Below are 18395 nucleotides of genomic sequence, written 5' to 3'. Positions count from 1 at the left end.
CGGTCGGAGCGGGAGGCGGGGCGGTGAGAGCGGTGTGGGCTCGGGGGCGCTGGGCGCGCATCCTGGCAGGGTTCGGGGTCCTCGCCACCACCGCGGGTTGTACGGGGACCGCGGCCTCGGAGGACTCCGCGGCCGCCGTCCCGGTCACGGTCCCGATGGCGGCCGCACCGGTCGAGCCGGAGGCGCTGGACGGGCCGGCCCTGCGGTTCAAGCAGGCACTGGCCGAGGTGGGGCTGGCCGCCGGGGTGCCCGACGAGACGCTGGTGGCACTGGTCCGTGGGACGTGTGCCCAGCTGGCCGCCGGCCTGCCGGAAGAGCAGATCCTCGGCTCGGTCCGGTCCGTCGCGGCCTTCGCGGCGTCCGTCTCGCGGGCGGCGTTGCAGGGCGACGACGCCGCCCGGTTCTACGTGGGTGCCGCCCGCGAGACCTACTGCTGATCGACGCGTCAGCGGACGGTGTGCACGATGAGCACGTCCGAGGTCGACTTGCGGGCCAGATCCGAGGGTACGGAGCCGAGCAACCGGCCGGTGAGGGTGTTCAGGCCCCGGTTGCCCACGACGAGCAGGTCCGCCTCCACCTCGTCGACCAGTTCGAGGAGCGAGTCGACGGGAGCCCCGACGACGGCCCGTTCGAGGACGTTCGTGGCACCGGCTGCGTGGGCCTTCTCCCGGGCGGTGCGCAGGATGTCGTAGGTGGGCGCCGATCCGGTCACCTGGTAGGCGTCCTCACCGAGCACGTCGGCGGCGCGGGCGCTGTCCTTCGGATCCACCGGGTAGTAGGCGCACGCGATGACGAGGCGGGCCTCGGCGTCGCCGGCGAGGGCTGCTGCCTTCTCGACGGCGCGGTACGACGACTCGGAACCGTCGGTTCCGACGACTACGGTCCGGTAGGCGCTCATGCGTTCCTCCATGAAATTGGTCGGGTTTCGCCGGCGGGCGACCGTCGTTGCGTCCCCCTTCCGACTGCTGCGTCGACAGTAGCGGCCGATCGGACGGGGTCGGCGGCCTTTGGGGTGGATCCCACAGGGCCCGCCGCCGTGCGCTCGACGCCACTGACGACCGTTGACGTTACCGTGCGTCACCGTAACGCGGGCCGAACATCTGCGCGGGGAACACGCCGGACTCCACGAGGGCGTCCCGCCACGGCAGCGCGAGTTCCGTCAGCCGGTCGGCCTTGGCTTCGCCCAGCGCCGCCCACGGCGCCGCCGCGAGGTCGTCGGTCAGGTCCTCGACGAGTTCGCGGACCTCGAAGCCCTCGTCGGTCAGCGCACCGGAGCGGTCGAGCAGTCCGCGCGAGCGCAGCGTCGACTCCGCGTCGGCCCACTCCTCCCTGCTCCAGCCGCGGCGCGCGCGGGCGAAGTCCTCGCTGAATCCGATACCCGCGGCGGTGTGGGTGACGAGGGACTCGATCCCGGTCAGGCCGGCGGTCTGCAATGCCGCGATGTGCCCGTCGCCGCGGTACTCGCGCAGCAGGGTCAGCGCGTGCCACAGGATCAGGTGGGGGGCGTCCGGCCACGGCAGGTCGGCGTGCCCCGCGTACAGCGGCCGGCCCTCCGGTCCCGGGACGGCCCGGGCGGCGCCCGCGGCGAGTTCCGCCGCCTCACGCATCTCCGGCGAGTCCAGCACCTCGGGCCCCAGGATTCGGGCCAGCGACTCGTCGATGCCGCGCAGCCGGGCGGCCACGACGGCCTCCGGGGTGGCGAGCCGCCAGGCGTCCGGGATCGCGGACGCGACGAGGCGGGGACTGAAGTTGTAGAAGGTGGCGGTCACGACGCCCGCCCCGACCGCGCCGAGCGCGGCGGAACGCGCCGCGAAGTACCGCATCCGGCCGGCCTCGAGGCCGGTGTCGCCGAGCGCGGCGTCGACTTCGGGGGCGAAGTACCCGACGGAGTGGATCAGTTCGAGGGCACGGGCGATGCGGCCGGCAGACTGTGGGTCCATGCCGCCGACGCTACGCGAGGCCTGCCGCGTCCATCCCGCGCAGCTCCTTCTTCAGGTCGGCGATCTCGTCGCGCAACCGCCCGGCCAGTTCGAACTGCAGCTCGCGGGCCGCGTTCATCATCTGGTCGGTCAGTTCCTGCACGAGGTCCGCGAGTTCGGCGCGGGGCATGGACTTCACGTCGCGGCCCTCGTAGACGCCGGCGCTCACGGCGCGACCGGATTCACCCTGGGCGCGGCGGCCGCGGGAGGCGTTGCGTCCCGAGCCCCCGACCTCCACGGTGTCGTCGGCCTCCTCGTAGACCTGGTCGAGGATGTCGGCGATCTTCTTGCGCAGCGGCTGCGGGTCGATGCCGTGCTCGCGGTTGTACGCGATCTGCTTCTCGCGGCGCCGCTCGGTCTCCTCGATGGCACGCGCCATCGAGTCGGTGATCTTGTCGGCGTACATGTGGACCTCGCCGGAGACGTTGCGGGCGGCGCGGCCGATGGTCTGGATGAGGCTGGTGGTCGAGCGCAGGAACCCCTCCTTGTCGGCGTCGAGGATCGCCACGAGCGAGACCTCGGGCAGGTCGAGGCCCTCGCGGAGGAGGTTGATGCCGACGAGGACGTCGTACTCGCCGAGCCGCAGCTGCCGGAGCAGCTCGACGCGCCGGAGGGTGTCGATGTCGGAGTGCAGGTAGCGCACCCGGACGCCGAGCTCGAGCAGATAGTCGGTGAGATCCTCGGACATCTTCTTGGTGAGGGTGGTGACGAGGACCCGCTCGTCCCGCTCGGCGCGCTCGCGGATCTCGTGTACCAGGTCGTCGATCTGGCCCTTGGTGGGCTTGACGACGACCTTCGGGTCCACCAGTCCGGTCGGCCGGATGACCTGTTCGACGAACTCGCCGCCGGCCTGCCCGAGCTCGTAGGGCCCGGGGGTGGCCGACAGGTACACGGTCTGGCCGATGCGCGCGGCGAACTCCTCCCAGGTCAACGGGCGGTTGTCGACAGCCGAGGGCAGCCGGAACCCGAACTCGACGAGGTTGCGCTTGCGCGACATGTCCCCCTCGTACATCGCGCCGATCTGCGGGACGGTGACGTGGGACTCGTCGATGACCAGCAGGAAGTCCTCCGGGAAGTAGTCGATCAAGGTGGCCGGCGCGGAACCGGCGGGACGGCCGTCGATGTGCCTCGAGTAGTTCTCGATGCCGGAGCAGAACCCGACCTGGCGGATCATCTCGAGGTCGTACTGGGTGCGCATGCGCAGACGCTGCGCCTCGAGCAGCTTGCCGCGGTTCTCGAGGTCGGCGAGACGTTCCTCGAGTTCGGCCTCGATGTCGGTCACGGCCCGTTCCATCCGTTCCGGCCCGGCGACGTAGTGGGTGGCGGGGAAGATCCGCAGCGAATCCACCTTCCGCACCACGTCCCCCGTCAGGGGATGCAGGTAGTAGAGCGCGTCGATCTCGTCGCCGAAGAACTCGATGCGCACGGCGAGTTCCTCGTACGCGGGGATGATGTCGACGGTGTCGCCCTTGACCCGGAACGAGCCGCGCGTGAACGCCATGTCGTTGCGGGTGTACTGCACGTCCACCAGCAGGCGCAGCAGGGCGTCGCGGGGCACCTCCACTCCGACCTCGAGCGCGATGGAGCGGTCCAGGTAGGACTGCGGCGTGCCCAGGCCGTAGATGCACGACACGGACGCGACCACCACGACGTCGCGCCGGGAGAGCAGCGCGGAGGTGGCCGAGTGCCGCAGCCGTTCCACGTCGTCGTTGATCGAGGAGTCCTTCTCGATGTACGTGTCGGTCTGCGCGATGTACGCCTCGGGCTGGTAGTAGTCGTAGTACGACACGAAGTACTCGACGGCGTTGTGCGGCAACATCTCCCGCAGCTCGTTGGCGAGCTGCGCGGCGAGGGTCTTGTTCGGCGCCATCACCAGGGTGGGGCGTTGCACCCGCTCGATCAGCCACGCGGTGGTGGCCGACTTGCCGGTGCCCGTGGCGCCGAGCAGCACCACGTCCTTCTCCCCCGCCTGCAGGCGGCGTTCGAGCTCGTCGATCGCGGCCGGCTGATCCCCGGCAGGTTTGTGGTCGCTGACCACCTCGAACCGGCCCTCGGCCCGTTCGATCTCCCCCACGGGGCGGAACTCGGAGTGGGCGACAACGGGATGCTCGCTTGCGAACGCCATGGGAACCAGGGTAGGCGGCGGCACCGACAATGCCGATCGGCGGCAGGGACCCGGTGCGTGGCCGCCGGGACACGGGACATCCGCAGGGACACGGGGCATCCGCAGGGACACGGGGCATCCGCAGGGACACGGGGGCATCCGCCGGGCATGATCGACCGGACCGGCCCGCCCGTCCACCGCCGGCTCTCGTCGGACCGTCCGCCGGGAGACCGCGAAATCCAGGGGGAACACGTGAACGCTCGCAACGACCCGAAATCCGTGGTGGCACCCCCACCGGACTACCGGGTCCACACCCGGCTGGACCTGAAGAACGACAGGCGGGCGGCCGCGGCCGTGCGGATCGTCCTCGTCCTCACCGTCGCCGTCCTTCTCGGCGCGGCAGTGATCCTGGGCCTGCCGCTGCGGAGCGGGTGGGGCACGGTGCCCACGGTCGCCGTCACCGTCGTGGCGTGCCTCGGCTACCTGGCGGTGCACGAACTGACCCACGGCCTGGTCTCCCGGATCCTCTCCGGCGTGCGCCCGAGGTACGCGGTGCGGTTCCCCTTCCTCACGACAGGCAGCGACGCCTGGCTCACGCGGAACGCGGCCGTGACCGTCACGCTCGCCCCCGTGGCGTTGTGGGGCGCGGTCCTGGTGGCCTTGCTGTTCACCGTGCCGGTCGACTTCGTCCTCACCGTCTATGTCGTCACGGTGGTGAACTTCGCGGGGTCGGCCGGCGACTACGTCCAGGCCGGCGCGCTGTGGCGGCTGCCCGCCTCCGCGCTCGTGCAGGACAACGGGCACGAGACGACGACGGTGGTGCCGGCCGGGTCGACGGGCCGGTAGGTCCGGTACCGGCGGGTTCGCCGGCCCGGACCGCAGTAACGTTCAGCCCATGTCCGAGGCGAAACTCCACCACGTCAAGGTCGAGACCTTCGATGTGGCCGCGCACACCAACGTCGACCCGAAGGGCATCGTGCGGGAGGTGGAGGTGTACCGGGTCGAGCGGTGGGGCCTGTACATGGCGCGGCCCGCCGACCACCCGCAGTTCGGGTATCTCGAGTCGTGGCTGCTGCCGGACCTCGGCCTGCGCGCGTCGATCTTCCACTTCCGGCCCGGTTTCGAACGCGACCAGGACCGGTACGTCGACGTCGGCGAGTTCTGGTGCGAAGGGGACGTGTGGCACTCGCGCGACCACTACCTCGATCTCGTGGTGCGCACCGGCCGCGACACCGCCGTCGAGGACGTCGACGAACTGCTCGCCGCCACGGCGGCGGGCCTGCTGGATCCGGGGACCGCCGAGCGCGCGGTGCAGCGGGCGTTGCGGGCGGTGGACGGCATCGCCACGCACGGCCACGACCTCGATGCCTGGCTGGCCGCGCTGGCCATGCCGCTCAGCTGGCGCTGAGCGAGCCCGCGCCTCGGTCCGGGTATCAGGCCGACCAGCCGGTCTTCTCGGCCCACTCCCACGCACGCGTGTAGGCGCCGTCGAACCAGGGGGCCTTCGCCCCGGCGTAGACGGCGGCGGCCTCGGCCGGGTCGTGCCGGGCGGCCGCATCACGGGCCGCGGCCTGCTTGATCTCGGCGTATTCGGCGACGGCCTCGGGGTTCGCGCGCAACCAGTCCCGCAGCAGCAGGGCGAACCGCTGTCCGGGCCAGCCCTGCACCCGCAGGTGCACGTACGCGGGCCGACCGGGGTCGGCACTGCCGTGCAGGCGCGCACCCCACACGGCCGGATCGGTCTCGCCGCCGGCACCGTACGACGGCCGCGGATCGTCGTGGTCGACGTGGGCGATGCGGGGGAACCCGGCGACGGCGAGAGGGTCCTCGAGCGCCTCCGCTGCGGCGAGGTCCGGCACGGTGATCTGGAGGTCCAGCACGTCGACGGCGGCCAGTCCGGGCACGGCGGTCGAGCCGATGGGGTCGATCCGCAGGGCACCGCCCCCGGCGGCGATCGCCAGCCGGCCGATCAGCCGCTGCGCCTGCCGATGCCAGTCCGGATTCGGGTCGACGAGCACGGGCGCCGGCTGCACGGGGGTGCGACCGCGCAGGTTCGCCTCGAACGGCACGAGCCGCTCGGTCCACAGGGCGCGCACGGCCGCCGCGAGGACGTCCCGCTCGCCGTTGTTGTCCAGCCAGACGTCCGCGGCTGCGCGGCGCTGTTCGTCGGTGGCCTGGGCGGCGATGCGGGCACGCGCGTCGCCCTCGGGCATCGCGCGCAGTTCGACCAGGCGGCGCAGGCGCTCGTCGGCGTCCGTGTGTACCACGGCGACGAGGTGGAACGCGGGCGCCATGCCACCCTCGACGAGGAGCGGGATGTCCTGGACGACGATCGCGTCGGCGGGTGCCGCGGCGACCAGTTCGGCGGTGCGCGCCCCCACCCGGGGATGGGTGATCGCGTTGAGCACCGCCCGCGCCTCGTCGCTGGCAAAGGCCTTGGCGGCCAACGCCGGTCGGTTCAGGGATCCGTCGGGCAGCAGGATGTCGTCACCGAAGGCCGCGGCGAGTTCGGCCAGGCCCTCGGTGCCCGGCGCGACGACTTCGCGGGCGATGGCGTCCGCGTCGACGAGCACCGCCCCCAGCGCCACGAGTTCGTGGGAGACGGTGGATTTGCCCGCTCCGATGCCTCCGGTCAGTCCGAGTCTCAGCACGCCGAACAGTGTCGCATCACCGATCCGGGTGCCGGACACCGGCCGGTCGTCACACTGCAGTCACAACGGGGTCACGGACTGGTCGCGACCTGGGATTTCGGCGGCAACACGCCCATCTCACCCGCCTCGCCTGCCCCAGTATCATCGGCGCGTCGGATATCGTCGGTCCGAGCGTCCGACCATCGTCATTACCCGCCCCACTCGAAAAGGCACCGCATGCGATCCTCCCCTCAGCTGCCCGGTCGGCATCGCCTCGGCATGGAGAACGGTGTTCACTGCATCCTCATCCCCGAGGTCGCCGCCGCGCTCGCCGAACACCGGCGTAACTGGTTCACCATGCTGCTCAGCAACGCCCGCCACAGCCAGGCGGCGATCCGCAAACGCGCCGCCGAACTGCCGGCCCAGTGGGCCGGCACTGCCGCGGTGAGCTGAGCACCTCCGGCATCCGGTCGGCGCGACGCCGAAGGCCACGGCCCCGCTCCTCGAGGAGCGGGGCCGTGGCCTTTTCCGGGGACCGATATCCGGTACGGGCTGTCTACCGGACCGGAGAACGCGAGGGGCCCCGCACCGGTCGGTGCGGGGCCCCTCGATCGAACGTGTCAGGCGTTGCCGGACAGCTTCTCGCGCAGCGCGGCGAGCTGCGCGTCGCTGGCCAGCGAACCACCGGTCGTCTCGGAGGTGCCGGTCTCGGCACCCGTCTCCGACGAGTAGTTGGTGCCGGAGACACCCGCGGCAGCCTCGGCGGCCTCGTCGGCGGCCATCTTCTCGATCTGAGCGGTGTGCATCTTGTGGCGACGCTCGGCCTCCGCGTAGCGGGACTCCCACTCCTCACGCTGCTTCTCGAAGCCCTCGAGCCATTCGTTGGTCTCGGGGTCGAAGCCCTCGGGGAAGATGTAGTTGCCCTGCTCGTCGTAGCTGTCGGCCATGCCGTACTTCGACGGGTCGAACTCGGCGTTGTAGTCCTCGTTCGCCTGCTTCAGCGACAGGGAGATGCGGCGACGCTCCAGGTCGATGTCGATGACCTTGACCATCGCGTCGTCGCCCACGGCCACGACCTGGTCCGGAACCTCCACGTGGCGCTCGGCCAGCTCGGAGATGTGCACCAGGCCCTCGATGCCCTCCTCGACGCGGACGAACGCGCCGAACGGAACGAGCTTGGTGACCTTGCCCGGGACGATCTGACCGATCGCGTGGGTCCGGGCGAACTGACGCCACGGGTCTTCCTGGGTGGCCTTGAGCGAGAGCGACACGCGCTCCCGGTCGAGATCGACGTCGAGAACCTCGACCGTGACCTCGTTGCCGACCTCGACGACCTCGGACGGGTGGTCGATGTGCTTCCAGGACAGCTCGGAGACGTGCACCAGACCGTCGACCCCGCCCAGATCGACGAACGCGCCGAAGTTGACGATGGAGGACACGACGCCCTTGCGGACCTGGCCCTTCTGGAGCTGGTGCAGGAACTCGCTGCGGACCTCGGACTGGGTCTGCTCGAGCCAGGCGCGACGCGACAGGACCACGTTGTTGCGGTTCTTGTCGAGCTCGATGATCTTGGCCTCGATCTCCTTGCCGACGTACGGCTGCAGATCGCGGACGCGACGCATCTCGACGAGCGACGCGGGCAGGAAGCCACGCAGGCCGATGTCGAGGATCAGGCCGCCCTTGACGACCTCGATGACGGTGCCCTTGACGGCCTCGTCCTTCTCCTTGAGCTCCTCGATCGTGCCCCACGCGCGCTCGTACTGCGCACGCTTCTTCGACAGGATCAGGCGGCCTTCCTTGTCCTCCTTGGTGAGAACCAGGGCCTCGACCTCGTCGCCGACGGAAACGACCTCGTTGGGGTCGACGTCGTGCTTGATGGAGAGCTCGCGGGACGGGATGACGCCTTCGGTCTTGTAACCGATGTCGAGCAGCACCTCGTCGCGATCAACCTTGACGATGGTGCCTTCCACGATGTCGCCATCGTTGAAGTACTTGATCGTGGCGTCGATGGCGGCGAGGAAATCCTCGGCGGAGCCGATGTCGTTGACGGCTACCTGCGGCGAGGTGACGGTGGTGGAGGGCATGTGTTGAGTTGCTCCGGACGGGTTGGTGTCGGTTGATGAAGTTCGGTCGGACAAGCGGATTGCGCGCCGCGCGAACGCCACGCACACTCCGCCGCGGGCGACCGCGCCGGATCCTGTCGGGCCACGGGCGGACACTCGCGATCATCAGGCTACGCGTCCCGGTGCTAGCTGGGCAAACCCGGCCCGGTCGCGGCGGGCCGGCGACTCTACGCTGAACGACATGTCCGACGACCGTCACGCCCACGCCCAGTCCGTCCTGGGAGCCACCCGCGCAGGTCGGGCCCGCCTCGGCACGCGGGACAGCGAGCACGCGAGCCGCACCTGGTGGGACGCGGACGCCGCGGACTACCACCGCACCCACGGCGAGTTCCTCGGCGTGGACTCCGCGGAGGGCGAGTTCGTGTGGTGCCCGGAGGGCCTGCACGAGGCCGACGTACGCCTGCTCGGCGACGTGTCCGGCCGGGACGTCCTCGAGGTCGGTTGCGGGTCGGCGCCGTGCGCCCGCTGGCTCGCCGGCCACGGCGCCCGGGCGGTGGGGCTGGACATCTCCATGGGGATGCTCGCGCGCGGGCAGGCAGCGATGGACCGCGGCGGGCCGCGGGTACCGCTCGTGCAGGCCGGCGCGGAGGATCTGCCGTTCGCGGACGAGAGCTTCGACATCGCGTGCTCGGCGTTCGGGGCAGTGCCGTTCGTCGCTGACTCGGCACGGGTCATGCGGGAGGTCGCGCGGGTGCTGCGCCCGGGCGGGATCTGGGTGTTCGCGGTCAACCACCCGATCCGCTGGATCTTCCCCGACGACCCGGGTGAGCGGGGACTGACCGCGATGCTGCCGTACTTCGACCGCACCCCGTACGTGGAGGTCGACGAGACCGGGGTTCCCACCTACGTCGAGCATCACCGCACCATCGGGGACCGGGTCCGAGAACTCGTCGCGGCCGGCCTCGAGGTACGCGACATCGTCGAACCCGAATGGCCGGAGGGCCTCGACCGCGAATGGGGCCAGTGGAGCCCCCTGCGAGGGGAACTGTTCCCCGGCACCGCGATCTTCTGCAGCCGCAAACCGGACTGACCCGCCCGCGACCGCCGGCCCGGCCCCATCACCCGTCCGGCCGTTGCCCGGTCCCCGCCTGTGTCATGGTCGTGGGGTGACGCCCGCCGAGGACGACTCCGGCGCACCGCGAGCGCCCCGCGCCGATCACCGCGACCCGTCGCGGCACGGCGGCCGGTTGCTGCCCACCACGCGGCTCGACGCGTTCTCCGACGGCGTCTTCGCGATCGTCGTCACCCTGCTCGTCCTCGAACTGGACGTACCCGAATCCGCAGCCCGGCTGCTCGAGGACCTGCGCGCCGAGTGGCCTTCCTTCCTGGGATACCTGGTCAGCTTCGCCTTCATCGGTGGCCTGTGGGTCGAGCACAGCAACCTCACCCGGGTGCTGCGGGCGACCGACGGGGTCTTCCTGCGCCTGAATCTGCTGCTCTTGCTGTTCGTGACCTTCCTGCCGTTCACCACCAGCCTGATGGCGACCCACCTGTCCGACGCGGCGCGAAGGCCGGCCACGGTGGCGTTCGGGCTGAACCTGACCCTGGCGATGCTCATGAGCAACGTGCTGATCGCCTACGCCGTGCGCAACGCCGACCTGACCGACGAGGCGGGCCGGGCCGAACTGCCGGCGCTGGCCCGGGAGCGGTGGTCGGTGGCGGTACTCATGGCCGCATCGACCCTCTTGGCAGCGTTCCTGCCGCAGCTCGCGGTGGCGTTCTACCTCGCGGTGGCCGTACTTCTGCTCGTCGAGCCGTTCCGGCTTCTCCGGATGCACCGACACCGAGCAGGCACCGAGCCCGAGTGAACCGACACCCGGGGCCTTCGGCCCTTCTGATCGCCCGAGCGGCCGCCTATGTTGGGCAGGAGGACGACCCGTCCCTCCCACAGACGGGAGACGACCGTGAGCGAGCCTGCGACCTCGGGGCAGGACGATATCGTGCTGCTCGCGGTGGTCCGGGATCTGGTGGCCGAGAGGTACACGGTCGATCGCGCGGCCGGCACGCGGCTCGACAGCGTCTTCGATCGTGATCTCGGGCTCGACAGTCTCGCGGTCACCGAGCTGATCGCCCGCGTCGAGGATGCGTTCGGGGTGAGCCTGGAGCGTGGGGTGCTCGGCACCGTGGCCACCCCGCGTCAGCTCCTGACGGCGGTGCACCACGCACCCGCGCGGGAGCGCCGCCGGCCGGTGTCCGCGCGACGGGCCGCGCCCCCACCCACCGATCGGACGCCGGACGCGACCGCGACCCTGACAGAGGCGCTCTCGTGGCACGCCCGCACCCATCCGGATCGGGTACACCTGCGCATTCTCGTCGAGGGACACCAGAGTGAGATCAGCTACGGGGAGCTGCATTCCGCGGCCGCCACCGTGTCCGCCGCCCTGCTCGCCCACGATCTCCGGCCCGGTGACGCGGTCGGCCTCATGCTCCCCACGGGCCGGGACTACTTCACCACGTTCACCGGCGTGCTCCTGGCCGGCGGTGTCCCGGTACCGGTCTATCCGCCGGCGCGTCCGTCCCAACTCGCCGAGCACCTTCGTCGGCAGGTGCACATTCTCGACAACGCACGGGCCCGTGTGCTGGTCACCGACCCGGAGGCCGCCCGTCTGGCCCGGCTGACGCGCGGCCAGGTGGAGACGGTGCGCCATGTCCTGACCCCGGGCGACCTGGCCGGCTGCGGGGAGGCGACCGGCGCACCGCGCGGCGCCGGCGACATCGCCCTGTTGCAGTACACCTCCGGCAGCACGGGCGACCCCAAGGGCGTGACCCTGACCCACGCGAACCTGCTCGCCAACATCCGTGCGATGGGCAAGGCAGCCGAGGTCTCCACCTCCGACGTCTTCGTCAGCTGGCTGCCCCTCTACCACGACATGGGCCTGATCGGCGCCTGGTTGTCCGGCCTGTACTTCGGGGTGCCGCTGGCGGTGATGTCCCCGCTGGAGTTCCTCGCCCGTCCGGCGCAGTGGCTGTGGGCGATCCACACCCACCGCGGCACCCTGTCGGCGGCTCCGAACTTCGCCTACGAGCTGTGCCTGCGCAGAATCACCGACGCCGACCTCGACGGGCTCGACCTCGGCTCGCTGCGCATGCTGTTCAACGGTGCCGAAGCCGTGAACGCGGACACCGTGATCCGGTTCGGAGAGCGGTTCGCCGCCTACGGACTCCGCCGCGAGTCCCTGGCCCCGGTCTACGGACTGGCCGAAGCATGTGTCGGCCTCACCTTCCCGCCCGTGGGACGGGGACCGGTGATCGATTCGGTCGCCCGCGAACGTTTCCTGCGCACCGGCCGGGCGGCCCCCGCCGCCGACGACGACCCGAACCCGCTGCGCTTCGTCGCCTGTGGTCGGCCGATCCCGGATCACCGGGTCCGGGTGGTCGACTCGGCTGCGAACGCGCTCGGCGACCGGCGCGAGGGCCGGATCGAGTTCCGCGGCCCCTCGGCCACCGCGGGGTACTTCCGCAACCCGCACGCGACCAAGGCGCTGTCCCGGCACGGCTGGCTCGACACGGGCGACCTCGGCTATCTCGACGACGGCGAACTCTACGTCACCGGCCGCCTCAAGGACCTCGTCATCCGCGCGGGCCGCAATCTGCACCCAGAGGAGCTCGAGCGGGCGGTGGGCGAGATTCCGGGACTCCGGAAGGGCTGCGTGGCGGTCTTCGCGACCTCCGCGCAGACCTACGGCACCGAACGCCTGGTCGTGCTGGCCGAGACGCGCGAGAGCGAGGCAGCCACCCTGGACCGGCTCCGGGAGCGCATCGTCGGGGTCGCCGTGGATCTGCTCGGAACACCGCCGGACGACATCGTGCTCGCCCCGCCCGGAACGGTGCGCAAGACCTCGAGCGGCAAGATCCGGCGCTCCGCCACCCGGCAACGCTACGAGCAGGGCGACGTGCGGGCCCGTCCCCGGCCGGTGTGGTGGCAGCTGACTCGCTTCGCGGTCCGCGGCGCGATCCCGAGCCTGCGGCGTGCGGCGCAGCTCGTCCGGACCGGGGTGTTCGCCCTGTGGTGCTGGTCGATGGTCCTCGCCGTCGGACTGCCGACCCTGATCGCCCTGGCGGTGCTGCCCCGCCTCCCTGCGCGCCGCGCGGCCGCGCGCAGGGCCGCCCGCGCTCTCGCCCGTCTGACCCGGACCCCGGTGACCGCGCACGGGGCCGAGCATCTCGTGCGGCTGCCGATCTGCGTGGTGGTCGCCAACCACGCCAGCTTCCTCGACGGAATCGCGTTGTCGACGATCTTGCCGGGCCGCTACACGTTCGTCGCCGGGGAGGTCTTCGAGCGCAAGCCGTTCATCGGTTTCCTCCTGCGGCGGATCGGTACGCGGTTCGTCGAACGGACCGAACGTGAGCAGAGCGTGGCCGACGCCGATCGGCTGGTCGAGGAGGCACGCGCCGGGGGCCGCCTGGTGGTGTTCCCGGAAGGCGCGTTGTCGCCGGTGCCCGGGCTCCGGTCCTTCCACCTGGGTGCGTTCGTGATCGCCGCGCGGGCGGGTCTTCCCGTGGTCCCCGTCGCGATCACCGGCACCCGCGCGATGATGTGGCCCGATCACGGCAGGATCATCCACCGCGGAGCGGTCCGTCTCGTCGTCGGCGAGCCGATCCTCCCGTCCGGAGACGGCTGGGACGCGGCCGTCACGCTGGAACGCGCAGCGCGGGCCGTGATCGCCGAACACTGCGGAGAGCCCGACAGCGGCCGCTGAGCGGGGGCCCGATCGCTAGAGCAGCTTGGACAGGAACGACTGGGTTCGTTCGTGCTGCGGATTGCGCAGCAGTTCCCGGGGGGCACCGGCTTCGACGACCACGCCGCCGTCCATGAACACCAGTTGGTCGGCGACCTCGCGGGCGAAGCCCATCTCGTGGGTGACCACCATCATCGTCATCCCGCCGGCGGCGAGGTCCCGCATCACCGCGAGGACCTCTCCGACGAGTTCGGGGTCCAGGGCGGAGGTGGGCTCGTCGAAGAGCATGAGCTTCGGCTCCATGGCCAGGGCACGGGCGATGGCCACGCGCTGCTGCTGGCCGCCGGAGAGCTGGGCCGGGTAGGCGTCGGCCTTGGCCGCGAGCCCGACCTTGTCGAGCAGTTCCCGCCCCAGCGCGACGGCGTCGGCGCGGCGCATCTTCTTCACCAGCATCGGCGCCTCGATGACGTTCTCGAGAGCCGTGCGGTGCGGGAACAGGTTGAAGTGCTGGAACACCATGCCGATCTCGCGGCGCTGCCTGGCCGCCGCGCGCGGGCTCAGCTCGTAGAGCTTGCCCCCGCGTTCGGCGTAGCCGACGAAATGGCCGTCGACGTGCAGGCGGCCGGCGTCGATGTTCTCGAGGTGGTTGATGCAGCGCAGGAAGGTGGACTTACCGGATCCGGAGGGCCCGATCAGGCATGCGACGGTGCCGTCGGGCACCTCGAGCGACATGCCGTTGAGCACCCGCAGGGCACCGTAGCTCTTGTAGACCCGGTCGGCCTGGACCATCGGTGTCATCGGCGTTCTCCTCCGGGGATGTCGGGTGCCTGCGCCGCGCCGGGCTCGACGGGGACGGGCTTGCCCTGCGCGTCGGCGAGAGCCTGCAACTGCCGCGCGGTGAGCTGGCGGCTCAGGCCCTTCGAGTAGTGCCGTTCCAGGAAGTACTGGCCCACCATGAGCAGGCTCGTGATGGCCAGGTACCACGTGGCGGCGACCAGCAGCAGCGGGATGGGCTGGAAATTGGCGCCGGAGATGTCCCGGGCGCGGCCGTAGAGCTCGAGGCTGTACGGCACCGCCGCGACCAGCGAGGTGGTCTTGAGCATGCTGATGAGCTCGTTGCCCGTCGGCGGAATGATCACCCGCATCGCCTGCGGCAGGACGGTGCGGCGGATGGTCTGCGACCACGACATGCCGAGCGCCACCGAGGCCTCCGTCTGGCCTTCGGGGACCGAGCCGATCCCGGCGCGCACGATCTCGGCCATGTAGGCGGCCTCGTTCAGCCCGAGGCCGATCACGGCGAACAGGAAGGCGGCGTTGATGCCCTGCAGATCGATGTGCACGAACTGGTGCACGAACGGGATGCCGAGGTCGAGCTGCTTGTAGATCGAGGGGAACAGGCCCCAGAACACCAGCTGCACGTAGACGGGGGTGCCGCGGAAGATCCACAGGTACCCCCACGAGACGGTCTTGAGCACCGGGTTCGGCGACAGGCGCATGACCGCGAGCAGCACGCCGAGGAGCACGGCGAGCAGCATCGCCAGCACGGTCAGCTGCACGGTCTTCCAGGCCGCCTCGGTGATGCGGCGGTCGAACAGGTACTGCGCGTACACGTCCCAGCGGTACGCCTCGTTGGTGGCGGCGCCGTAGAGGAACAGCGCCAGCAGCACGGCGACGACGATGCCGGCGATCCAGCGGCCGGGCCGGCGCAGCGGCACGGCCTTGATGGTTTCCGGTTCGGTCTGCGGTTCCGGTCCGGTGACGGATGTCGGGCGGTCGCTCATCGCACCTCTTTCGCTCAGCTCGTCGCCGCGTTGATCTGCGCGGTGTCGATGGTTCCTTCTTCCATGCCCCACCGCTGCGCGATGCGCGCGTAGACGCCGGAGTCGATGAGGTGCTGCATCGCCTGCTGCAGCACGGGTCCGAGGGGCGAGCCCTTCGCGACGACGAAGCCGTAAGGGGCGGCGTCGAACACGGCTCCGGCGGTTTCGAGCCGGCCGTCGCTACGGGCGATCGCGTACGCGGTGATCGGCGAGTCGGCCGAGAGGGCGTCGACGCGGCCGAGGATGAGGGCGTTGGTGGCCTCGTCCTGACTGTCGTACTTGATTGTCGATCGGTGGTTTGCCGGCGGCGACGCACGCCTCGCTCTTGGCGGGCACCTCGTCGATGTCCTCGTAGGTGGTGGTCTGCACCGCGACCCGCAACCCGCACGCGTTGTCGGGGTCGACGTCGTCGCCGACGCGCTGGGCCCATTGCACGCCGGCGCTGTAGTAGGTGACGAAGTCGACGGACTGTTCGCGTTCCTCGGTGTCGGTGAACGAGGACGATCCCATGTCGAACGTGCCGGCCTGGACTGCGGGGATGATGCGGTCGAAGTCGGATTCGCTGAATACCGGGCGGACGCCGAGGACGTCACCGACGGCGTCGACGAGTTCGACCGCGAAACCGACGATGCGCCCGTCGTCGTCCTTGAATTCGTTCGGGGCGTACGGCACGTTGACGCCCACCTTCAGCTCGCCGGTCGCCGCGACGGGCGCCGGGAGCCGGTCGGCGATCGCATCGACCCGTTCGGCGCCGACGGGTTCGCCGGGCGGCACGGTCGACTCGGTGTTGACGACGCAGCCGGACAGGACCGCGGCCGTCAGCAACGTCCCGAGCAGCCCCGCGACGAGGCGTCGGCGGCCGGCCGGTCCGGTAGGTGCTGGTTCGTCCACAACCGCACAGTATCCATCGGCGGGCCCGGATTACGGAATCCGGCCCGGACGCCCTCGGTGTCGCCGGCCGCATCTGCCTACCGGTCGCCGGCGGCGACCGGTACGTAGTTGCCGACGTCGGCGATGACACCGAGCCCGAGCCGGAACGCGGCCGGGTCGAACCCCCGACGTGCGTGGCTCTCCTGCAGGGCCGCCCGCGCCCGCTGCAGTGCCGAGTGGTCCGCCCAGCGCACCACGGTGACGATGTTGTATTCGCTCGGGCCGGAGCACAGTTCGACGACGTCGTCGCCACGGAACCCGGGCCGGGTGCGCAGCTCGCGGTGTGTCTCGTGGACCGCGGCGAGGAAGGCCTCCCGTGCGGCCGCGGGAACGGAGAACTTGTCGATGCGCAGGATCTCGGTCGTCATGGCGGCCACGGTAGGACCTCGAGCCGACTCGAGGTCAAGAGCTGCGCGCTCGGCGGCGAGAAGAGCTGCCGCTCAGCGGCGACGAGAGCGAGCGACGACGGCCTCGGTGAATTCGGCGGTCGAGGCGAGTCCGCCGAGATCCGCGGTGGCCACGCCCGCCTCGACGGTCGCGTCGACGGCGTGCTCGATCCGCCGGGCCGCGGCGACGAACTCCGGCAGGTCGTGGACGATGCCGAGCCGGTCGAGGAGCATCGCGGCGGACAGGATCAGCGCCGTGGGATTGGCGCGGTTGCGGCCGGCGATGTCCGGGGCGGCGCCGTGCGCAGCCTGCGCCATGGCCTGGGTGTCGGATGCGTTGATCGACGCCGCGGTGCCGAGCGAGCCGGACAATTCGCCCGCGAGGTCGGAGAGGATGTCGCCGAACATGTTCTCGGTGACGACGACGTCGTAGTCGTCGCCGTGGCGGACGAGGTGGGCGGCCATGGCGTCGACGTGCTCGTCGTCCACCGTCACCGACGGATACTGTGCGCCGACCTCGCGGCAGACGTCCCGGAACAGGCCGGTGGTCAGGGACAGGACGTTGGCCTTGTGCACGATCGTGACGCGGCGGCGGCGGCGGGTGGCGAGCCGGAACGCCGTGTGGGCGATGCGTTCGCAGGCCGCCCGCGTGACGACGCCGACGGCGAGCGCGACGTCGGGGGTGGGCATGAACTCGCCGCTGCCGACGACCATGTTGCGGTCGGCGTAGAGCCCTTCGGTGTTCTCCCGCACGATGACGAGATTCATGCGCGGGGACACGGCGCGGACACCCGGCAGGGCGCGGGCGGGACGGATGTTGGCGTACAGGTCGAACCGCTTGCGGATCTGCCCTCCCGGGGCGAGCTGCGCGCGGAACGGGTCGGGATAGGCAGCGCTGTCGTGCGGTCCGAGGATCCACGAGCCCAGGCCCGCGAGTGCGTCGAGGGTGGATTCGGGGGTGGGGGTGCCGTGGGTGGCGATCGCGTCGGCGCCGAGCGGCAGCGGCACCCAGTCGATCTCCGGGCCGTGTACGGCGGCAACGGCGGCGTCGACCACGCGGCGGGCGGCCGGGACGATCTCGTGACCGATCCCGTCTCCTTCGAGCAGTCCGATGCGGTGCGGGGCGGGGATTGCGACGGCGTCGGTCATGCGGCAATCATTACCCACCATGGTGCAGTCGGTGGAACTGCTCCTCGACGACCGCCTGGATCAGGCGGTCCGCGAGGAATGGTCGCGGTTGCTGGACGTGGGGCTCTCCAGCCAGGCCCGCAACCGGTCCGAGTCGAACCGCCCGCACATCACGCTCGCGGTCGCCGCGTCGATTCCGCCGGGCGTGGAAGGGGCGATGCGGGAGCGGATCACGGGCGAGCCGTTGCCGGTGCGGCTCGGGGGGATGGTGCTGTTCGGCTCGCGCACCGCGACGGTGGCGCGGCTGGTGGTGCCCACGGTCGAACTGCTCGAGTTGCAGCGGGTGGTGTTCGAGCTGATCGACGGTTGTCCGGGTGTGCCGGCGCACATCCGGCCCGGCGAGTGGACCCCGCACGTGACCCTGGCCCGCCGGGTGCCGCCGGGCCGGCTCGGATCGGCGCTGACGGCGACCCGTGCGGGCACCCGGGAGCTGACGGGCGCGTCGGCGGGCATCCGGCGGTGGGACGGCGAGGCGCGGCGCGAGTGGCGGGTGGTGTGACGCCGCGCCGCCGCGGGCCGGGGCCGGGTCAGACGCGGTAGTCGCCGAACTGGGTTT

Annotated in this window: 17 protein-coding genes and 1 pseudogene; 8 read left to right on the top strand and 10 right to left on the bottom strand. The window is 71.1% G+C overall.

Features of this window, described 5'->3' with window-relative positions; translation table 11 throughout:
* The first annotated feature begins 23 nt into the window (after positions 1-23).
* Entirely contained in the window at positions 24-437 is a 414-nt protein-coding gene (locus G6038_RS16280; RefSeq protein ID WP_346772834.1) for a DUF732 domain-containing protein, read from the top strand.
* Positions 438-445: 8 nt separating this feature from the next.
* On the opposite strand, the gene G6038_RS16275 is transcribed toward G6038_RS16280, so the two are convergent.
* The 3 genes from G6038_RS16275 to uvrB all read right to left on the bottom strand — a co-directional run bounded on the left by G6038_RS16275 (position 446) and on the right by uvrB (position 4104).
* Positions 446-898, bottom strand: coding sequence for a universal stress protein (locus tag G6038_RS16275; RefSeq protein WP_100056598.1), 453 nt, complete (start codon positions 896-898; stop codon positions 446-448).
* Positions 899-1067: 169 nt separating this feature from the next.
* A complete protein-coding gene (locus tag G6038_RS16270; RefSeq protein ID WP_165038869.1) occupies positions 1068-1940 on the bottom strand; it encodes a hypothetical protein in 873 nt (290 codons plus the stop codon).
* Positions 1941-1950: 10 nt separating this feature from the next.
* Entirely contained in the window at positions 1951-4104 is a 2154-nt protein-coding gene (gene uvrB, locus G6038_RS16265; protein ID WP_165038868.1) for an excinuclease ABC subunit UvrB, read from the bottom strand.
* A gap of 231 nt (positions 4105-4335) precedes the next feature.
* Between uvrB and G6038_RS16260 the strand changes: the two genes are divergently transcribed.
* Positions 4336-4929 (top strand): DUF3267 domain-containing protein, encoded by a 594-nt coding sequence (locus G6038_RS16260; RefSeq protein ID WP_165038867.1) that lies wholly within the window; start codon positions 4336-4338, stop codon positions 4927-4929.
* Positions 4930-4978: 49 nt separating this feature from the next.
* On the top strand, positions 4979-5491 hold the full coding sequence (locus tag G6038_RS16255; protein WP_165038866.1) for a DUF402 domain-containing protein: 513 nt from the start codon (positions 4979-4981) through the stop codon (positions 5489-5491).
* A gap of 25 nt (positions 5492-5516) precedes the next feature.
* Here G6038_RS16255 and coaE read toward each other — a convergent pair whose 3' ends face one another.
* Complete coding sequence (gene coaE / locus G6038_RS16250; RefSeq protein ID WP_165038865.1) at positions 5517-6734, bottom strand: dephospho-CoA kinase; 1218 nt, start codon at positions 6732-6734, stop codon at positions 5517-5519.
* Positions 6735-6950: 216 nt separating this feature from the next.
* On the opposite strand from coaE, the gene G6038_RS16245 reads away from it, so the two are divergent.
* Complete coding sequence (locus tag G6038_RS16245) at positions 6951-7166, top strand: hypothetical protein (protein WP_165038864.1); 216 nt, start codon at positions 6951-6953, stop codon at positions 7164-7166.
* Positions 7167-7333: 167 nt separating this feature from the next.
* Here the strand turns inward: G6038_RS16245 and rpsA are convergent, their stop codons facing one another.
* Positions 7334-8797 (bottom strand): 30S ribosomal protein S1, encoded by a 1464-nt coding sequence (rpsA, locus tag G6038_RS16240; RefSeq protein WP_165038863.1) that lies wholly within the window; start codon positions 8795-8797, stop codon positions 7334-7336.
* 220 nt (positions 8798-9017) lie between these two features.
* Here rpsA and G6038_RS16235 point away from each other — a divergent pair, with 220 nt between their 5' ends.
* The 3 genes from G6038_RS16235 to G6038_RS16225 all read left to right on the top strand — a co-directional run bounded on the left by G6038_RS16235 (position 9018) and on the right by G6038_RS16225 (position 13536).
* The gene (locus G6038_RS16235; protein WP_165038862.1) at positions 9018-9866 is read left to right on the top strand and encodes a class I SAM-dependent methyltransferase; all 849 of its coding nucleotides are present in this window, start codon (positions 9018-9020) and stop codon (positions 9864-9866) included.
* A gap of 76 nt (positions 9867-9942) precedes the next feature.
* On the top strand, positions 9943-10644 hold the full coding sequence (locus G6038_RS16230; protein ID WP_165038861.1) for a TMEM175 family protein: 702 nt from the start codon (positions 9943-9945) through the stop codon (positions 10642-10644).
* 96 nt (positions 10645-10740) lie between these two features.
* Positions 10741-13536 (top strand): AMP-binding protein, encoded by a 2796-nt coding sequence (locus tag G6038_RS16225; RefSeq protein WP_165038860.1) that lies wholly within the window; start codon positions 10741-10743, stop codon positions 13534-13536.
* A gap of 15 nt (positions 13537-13551) precedes the next feature.
* Here the strand turns inward: G6038_RS16225 and G6038_RS16220 are convergent, their stop codons facing one another.
* From G6038_RS16220 to G6038_RS16200, 5 genes and pseudogenes are all read right to left on the bottom strand, one after another.
* Positions 13552-14313, bottom strand: a complete 762-nt coding sequence (locus G6038_RS16220) for an amino acid ABC transporter ATP-binding protein (protein WP_165038859.1) — start codon at positions 14311-14313, stop codon at positions 13552-13554.
* The gene (locus G6038_RS16215; protein ID WP_165038858.1) at positions 14310-15296 is read right to left on the bottom strand and encodes an amino acid ABC transporter permease; all 987 of its coding nucleotides are present in this window, start codon (positions 15294-15296) and stop codon (positions 14310-14312) included. The genes G6038_RS16220 and G6038_RS16215 overlap by 4 nt, the downstream gene beginning before the upstream one ends.
* Positions 15297-15310: 14 nt before the next feature.
* Positions 15311-16172, bottom strand: a pseudogene (locus G6038_RS16210) (ABC transporter substrate-binding protein).
* A 131-nt stretch (positions 16173-16303) separates the two neighbouring features.
* On the bottom strand, positions 16304-16633 hold the full coding sequence (locus tag G6038_RS16205; protein ID WP_206024844.1) for an antibiotic biosynthesis monooxygenase: 330 nt from the start codon (positions 16631-16633) through the stop codon (positions 16304-16306).
* Positions 16634-16705: 72 nt separating this feature from the next.
* A complete protein-coding gene (locus tag G6038_RS16200; RefSeq protein ID WP_165038856.1) occupies positions 16706-17800 on the bottom strand; it encodes an isocitrate/isopropylmalate family dehydrogenase in 1095 nt (364 codons plus the stop codon).
* Between the two features lie 19 nt (positions 17801-17819).
* On the opposite strand from G6038_RS16200, the gene G6038_RS16195 reads away from it, so the two are divergent.
* On the top strand, positions 17820-18338 hold the full coding sequence (locus G6038_RS16195; RefSeq protein ID WP_165038855.1) for a 2'-5' RNA ligase family protein: 519 nt from the start codon (positions 17820-17822) through the stop codon (positions 18336-18338).
* Positions 18339-18395: the final 57 nt, after the last annotated feature.

The organism is Rhodococcus sp. 14C212, assembly GCF_011058195.1.
Lineage (GTDB): Bacteria > Actinomycetota > Actinomycetes > Mycobacteriales > Mycobacteriaceae > Rhodococcus > Rhodococcus aetherivorans.
This window is presented reverse-complemented; position numbering and strand designations above follow the sequence as displayed.

Coding starts and splice junctions, on each gene's coding strand:
- G6038_RS16275 (WP_100056598.1), bottom strand. CDS start 898: ATGAGCGCCTACCGGACCGTAGTCGTCGGAACCGACGGTTCCGAGTCG.
- G6038_RS16270 (WP_165038869.1), bottom strand. CDS start 1,940: ATGGACCCACAGTCTGCCGGCCGCATCGCCCGTGCCCTCGAACTGATC.
- uvrB (WP_165038868.1), bottom strand. CDS start 4,104: ATGGCGTTCGCAAGCGAGCATCCCGTTGTCGCCCACTCCGAGTTCCGC.
- G6038_RS16255 (WP_165038866.1), top strand. CDS start 4,979: ATGTCCGAGGCGAAACTCCACCACGTCAAGGTCGAGACCTTCGATGTG.
- G6038_RS16245 (WP_165038864.1), top strand. CDS start 6,951: ATGCGATCCTCCCCTCAGCTGCCCGGTCGGCATCGCCTCGGCATGGAG.
- rpsA (WP_165038863.1), bottom strand. CDS start 8,797: ATGCCCTCCACCACCGTCACCTCGCCGCAGGTAGCCGTCAACGACATC.
- G6038_RS16235 (WP_165038862.1), top strand. CDS start 9,018: ATGTCCGACGACCGTCACGCCCACGCCCAGTCCGTCCTGGGAGCCACC.
- G6038_RS16220 (WP_165038859.1), bottom strand. CDS start 14,313: ATGACACCGATGGTCCAGGCCGACCGGGTCTACAAGAGCTACGGTGCC.
- G6038_RS16215 (WP_165038858.1), bottom strand. CDS start 15,296: ATGAGCGACCGCCCGACATCCGTCACCGGACCGGAACCGCAGACCGAA.
- G6038_RS16205 (WP_206024844.1), bottom strand. CDS start 16,633: ATGACGACCGAGATCCTGCGCATCGACAAGTTCTCCGTTCCCGCGGCC.
- G6038_RS16200 (WP_165038856.1), bottom strand. CDS start 17,800: ATGACCGACGCCGTCGCAATCCCCGCCCCGCACCGCATCGGACTGCTC.
- G6038_RS16195 (WP_165038855.1), top strand. CDS start 17,820: ATGGTGCAGTCGGTGGAACTGCTCCTCGACGACCGCCTGGATCAGGCG.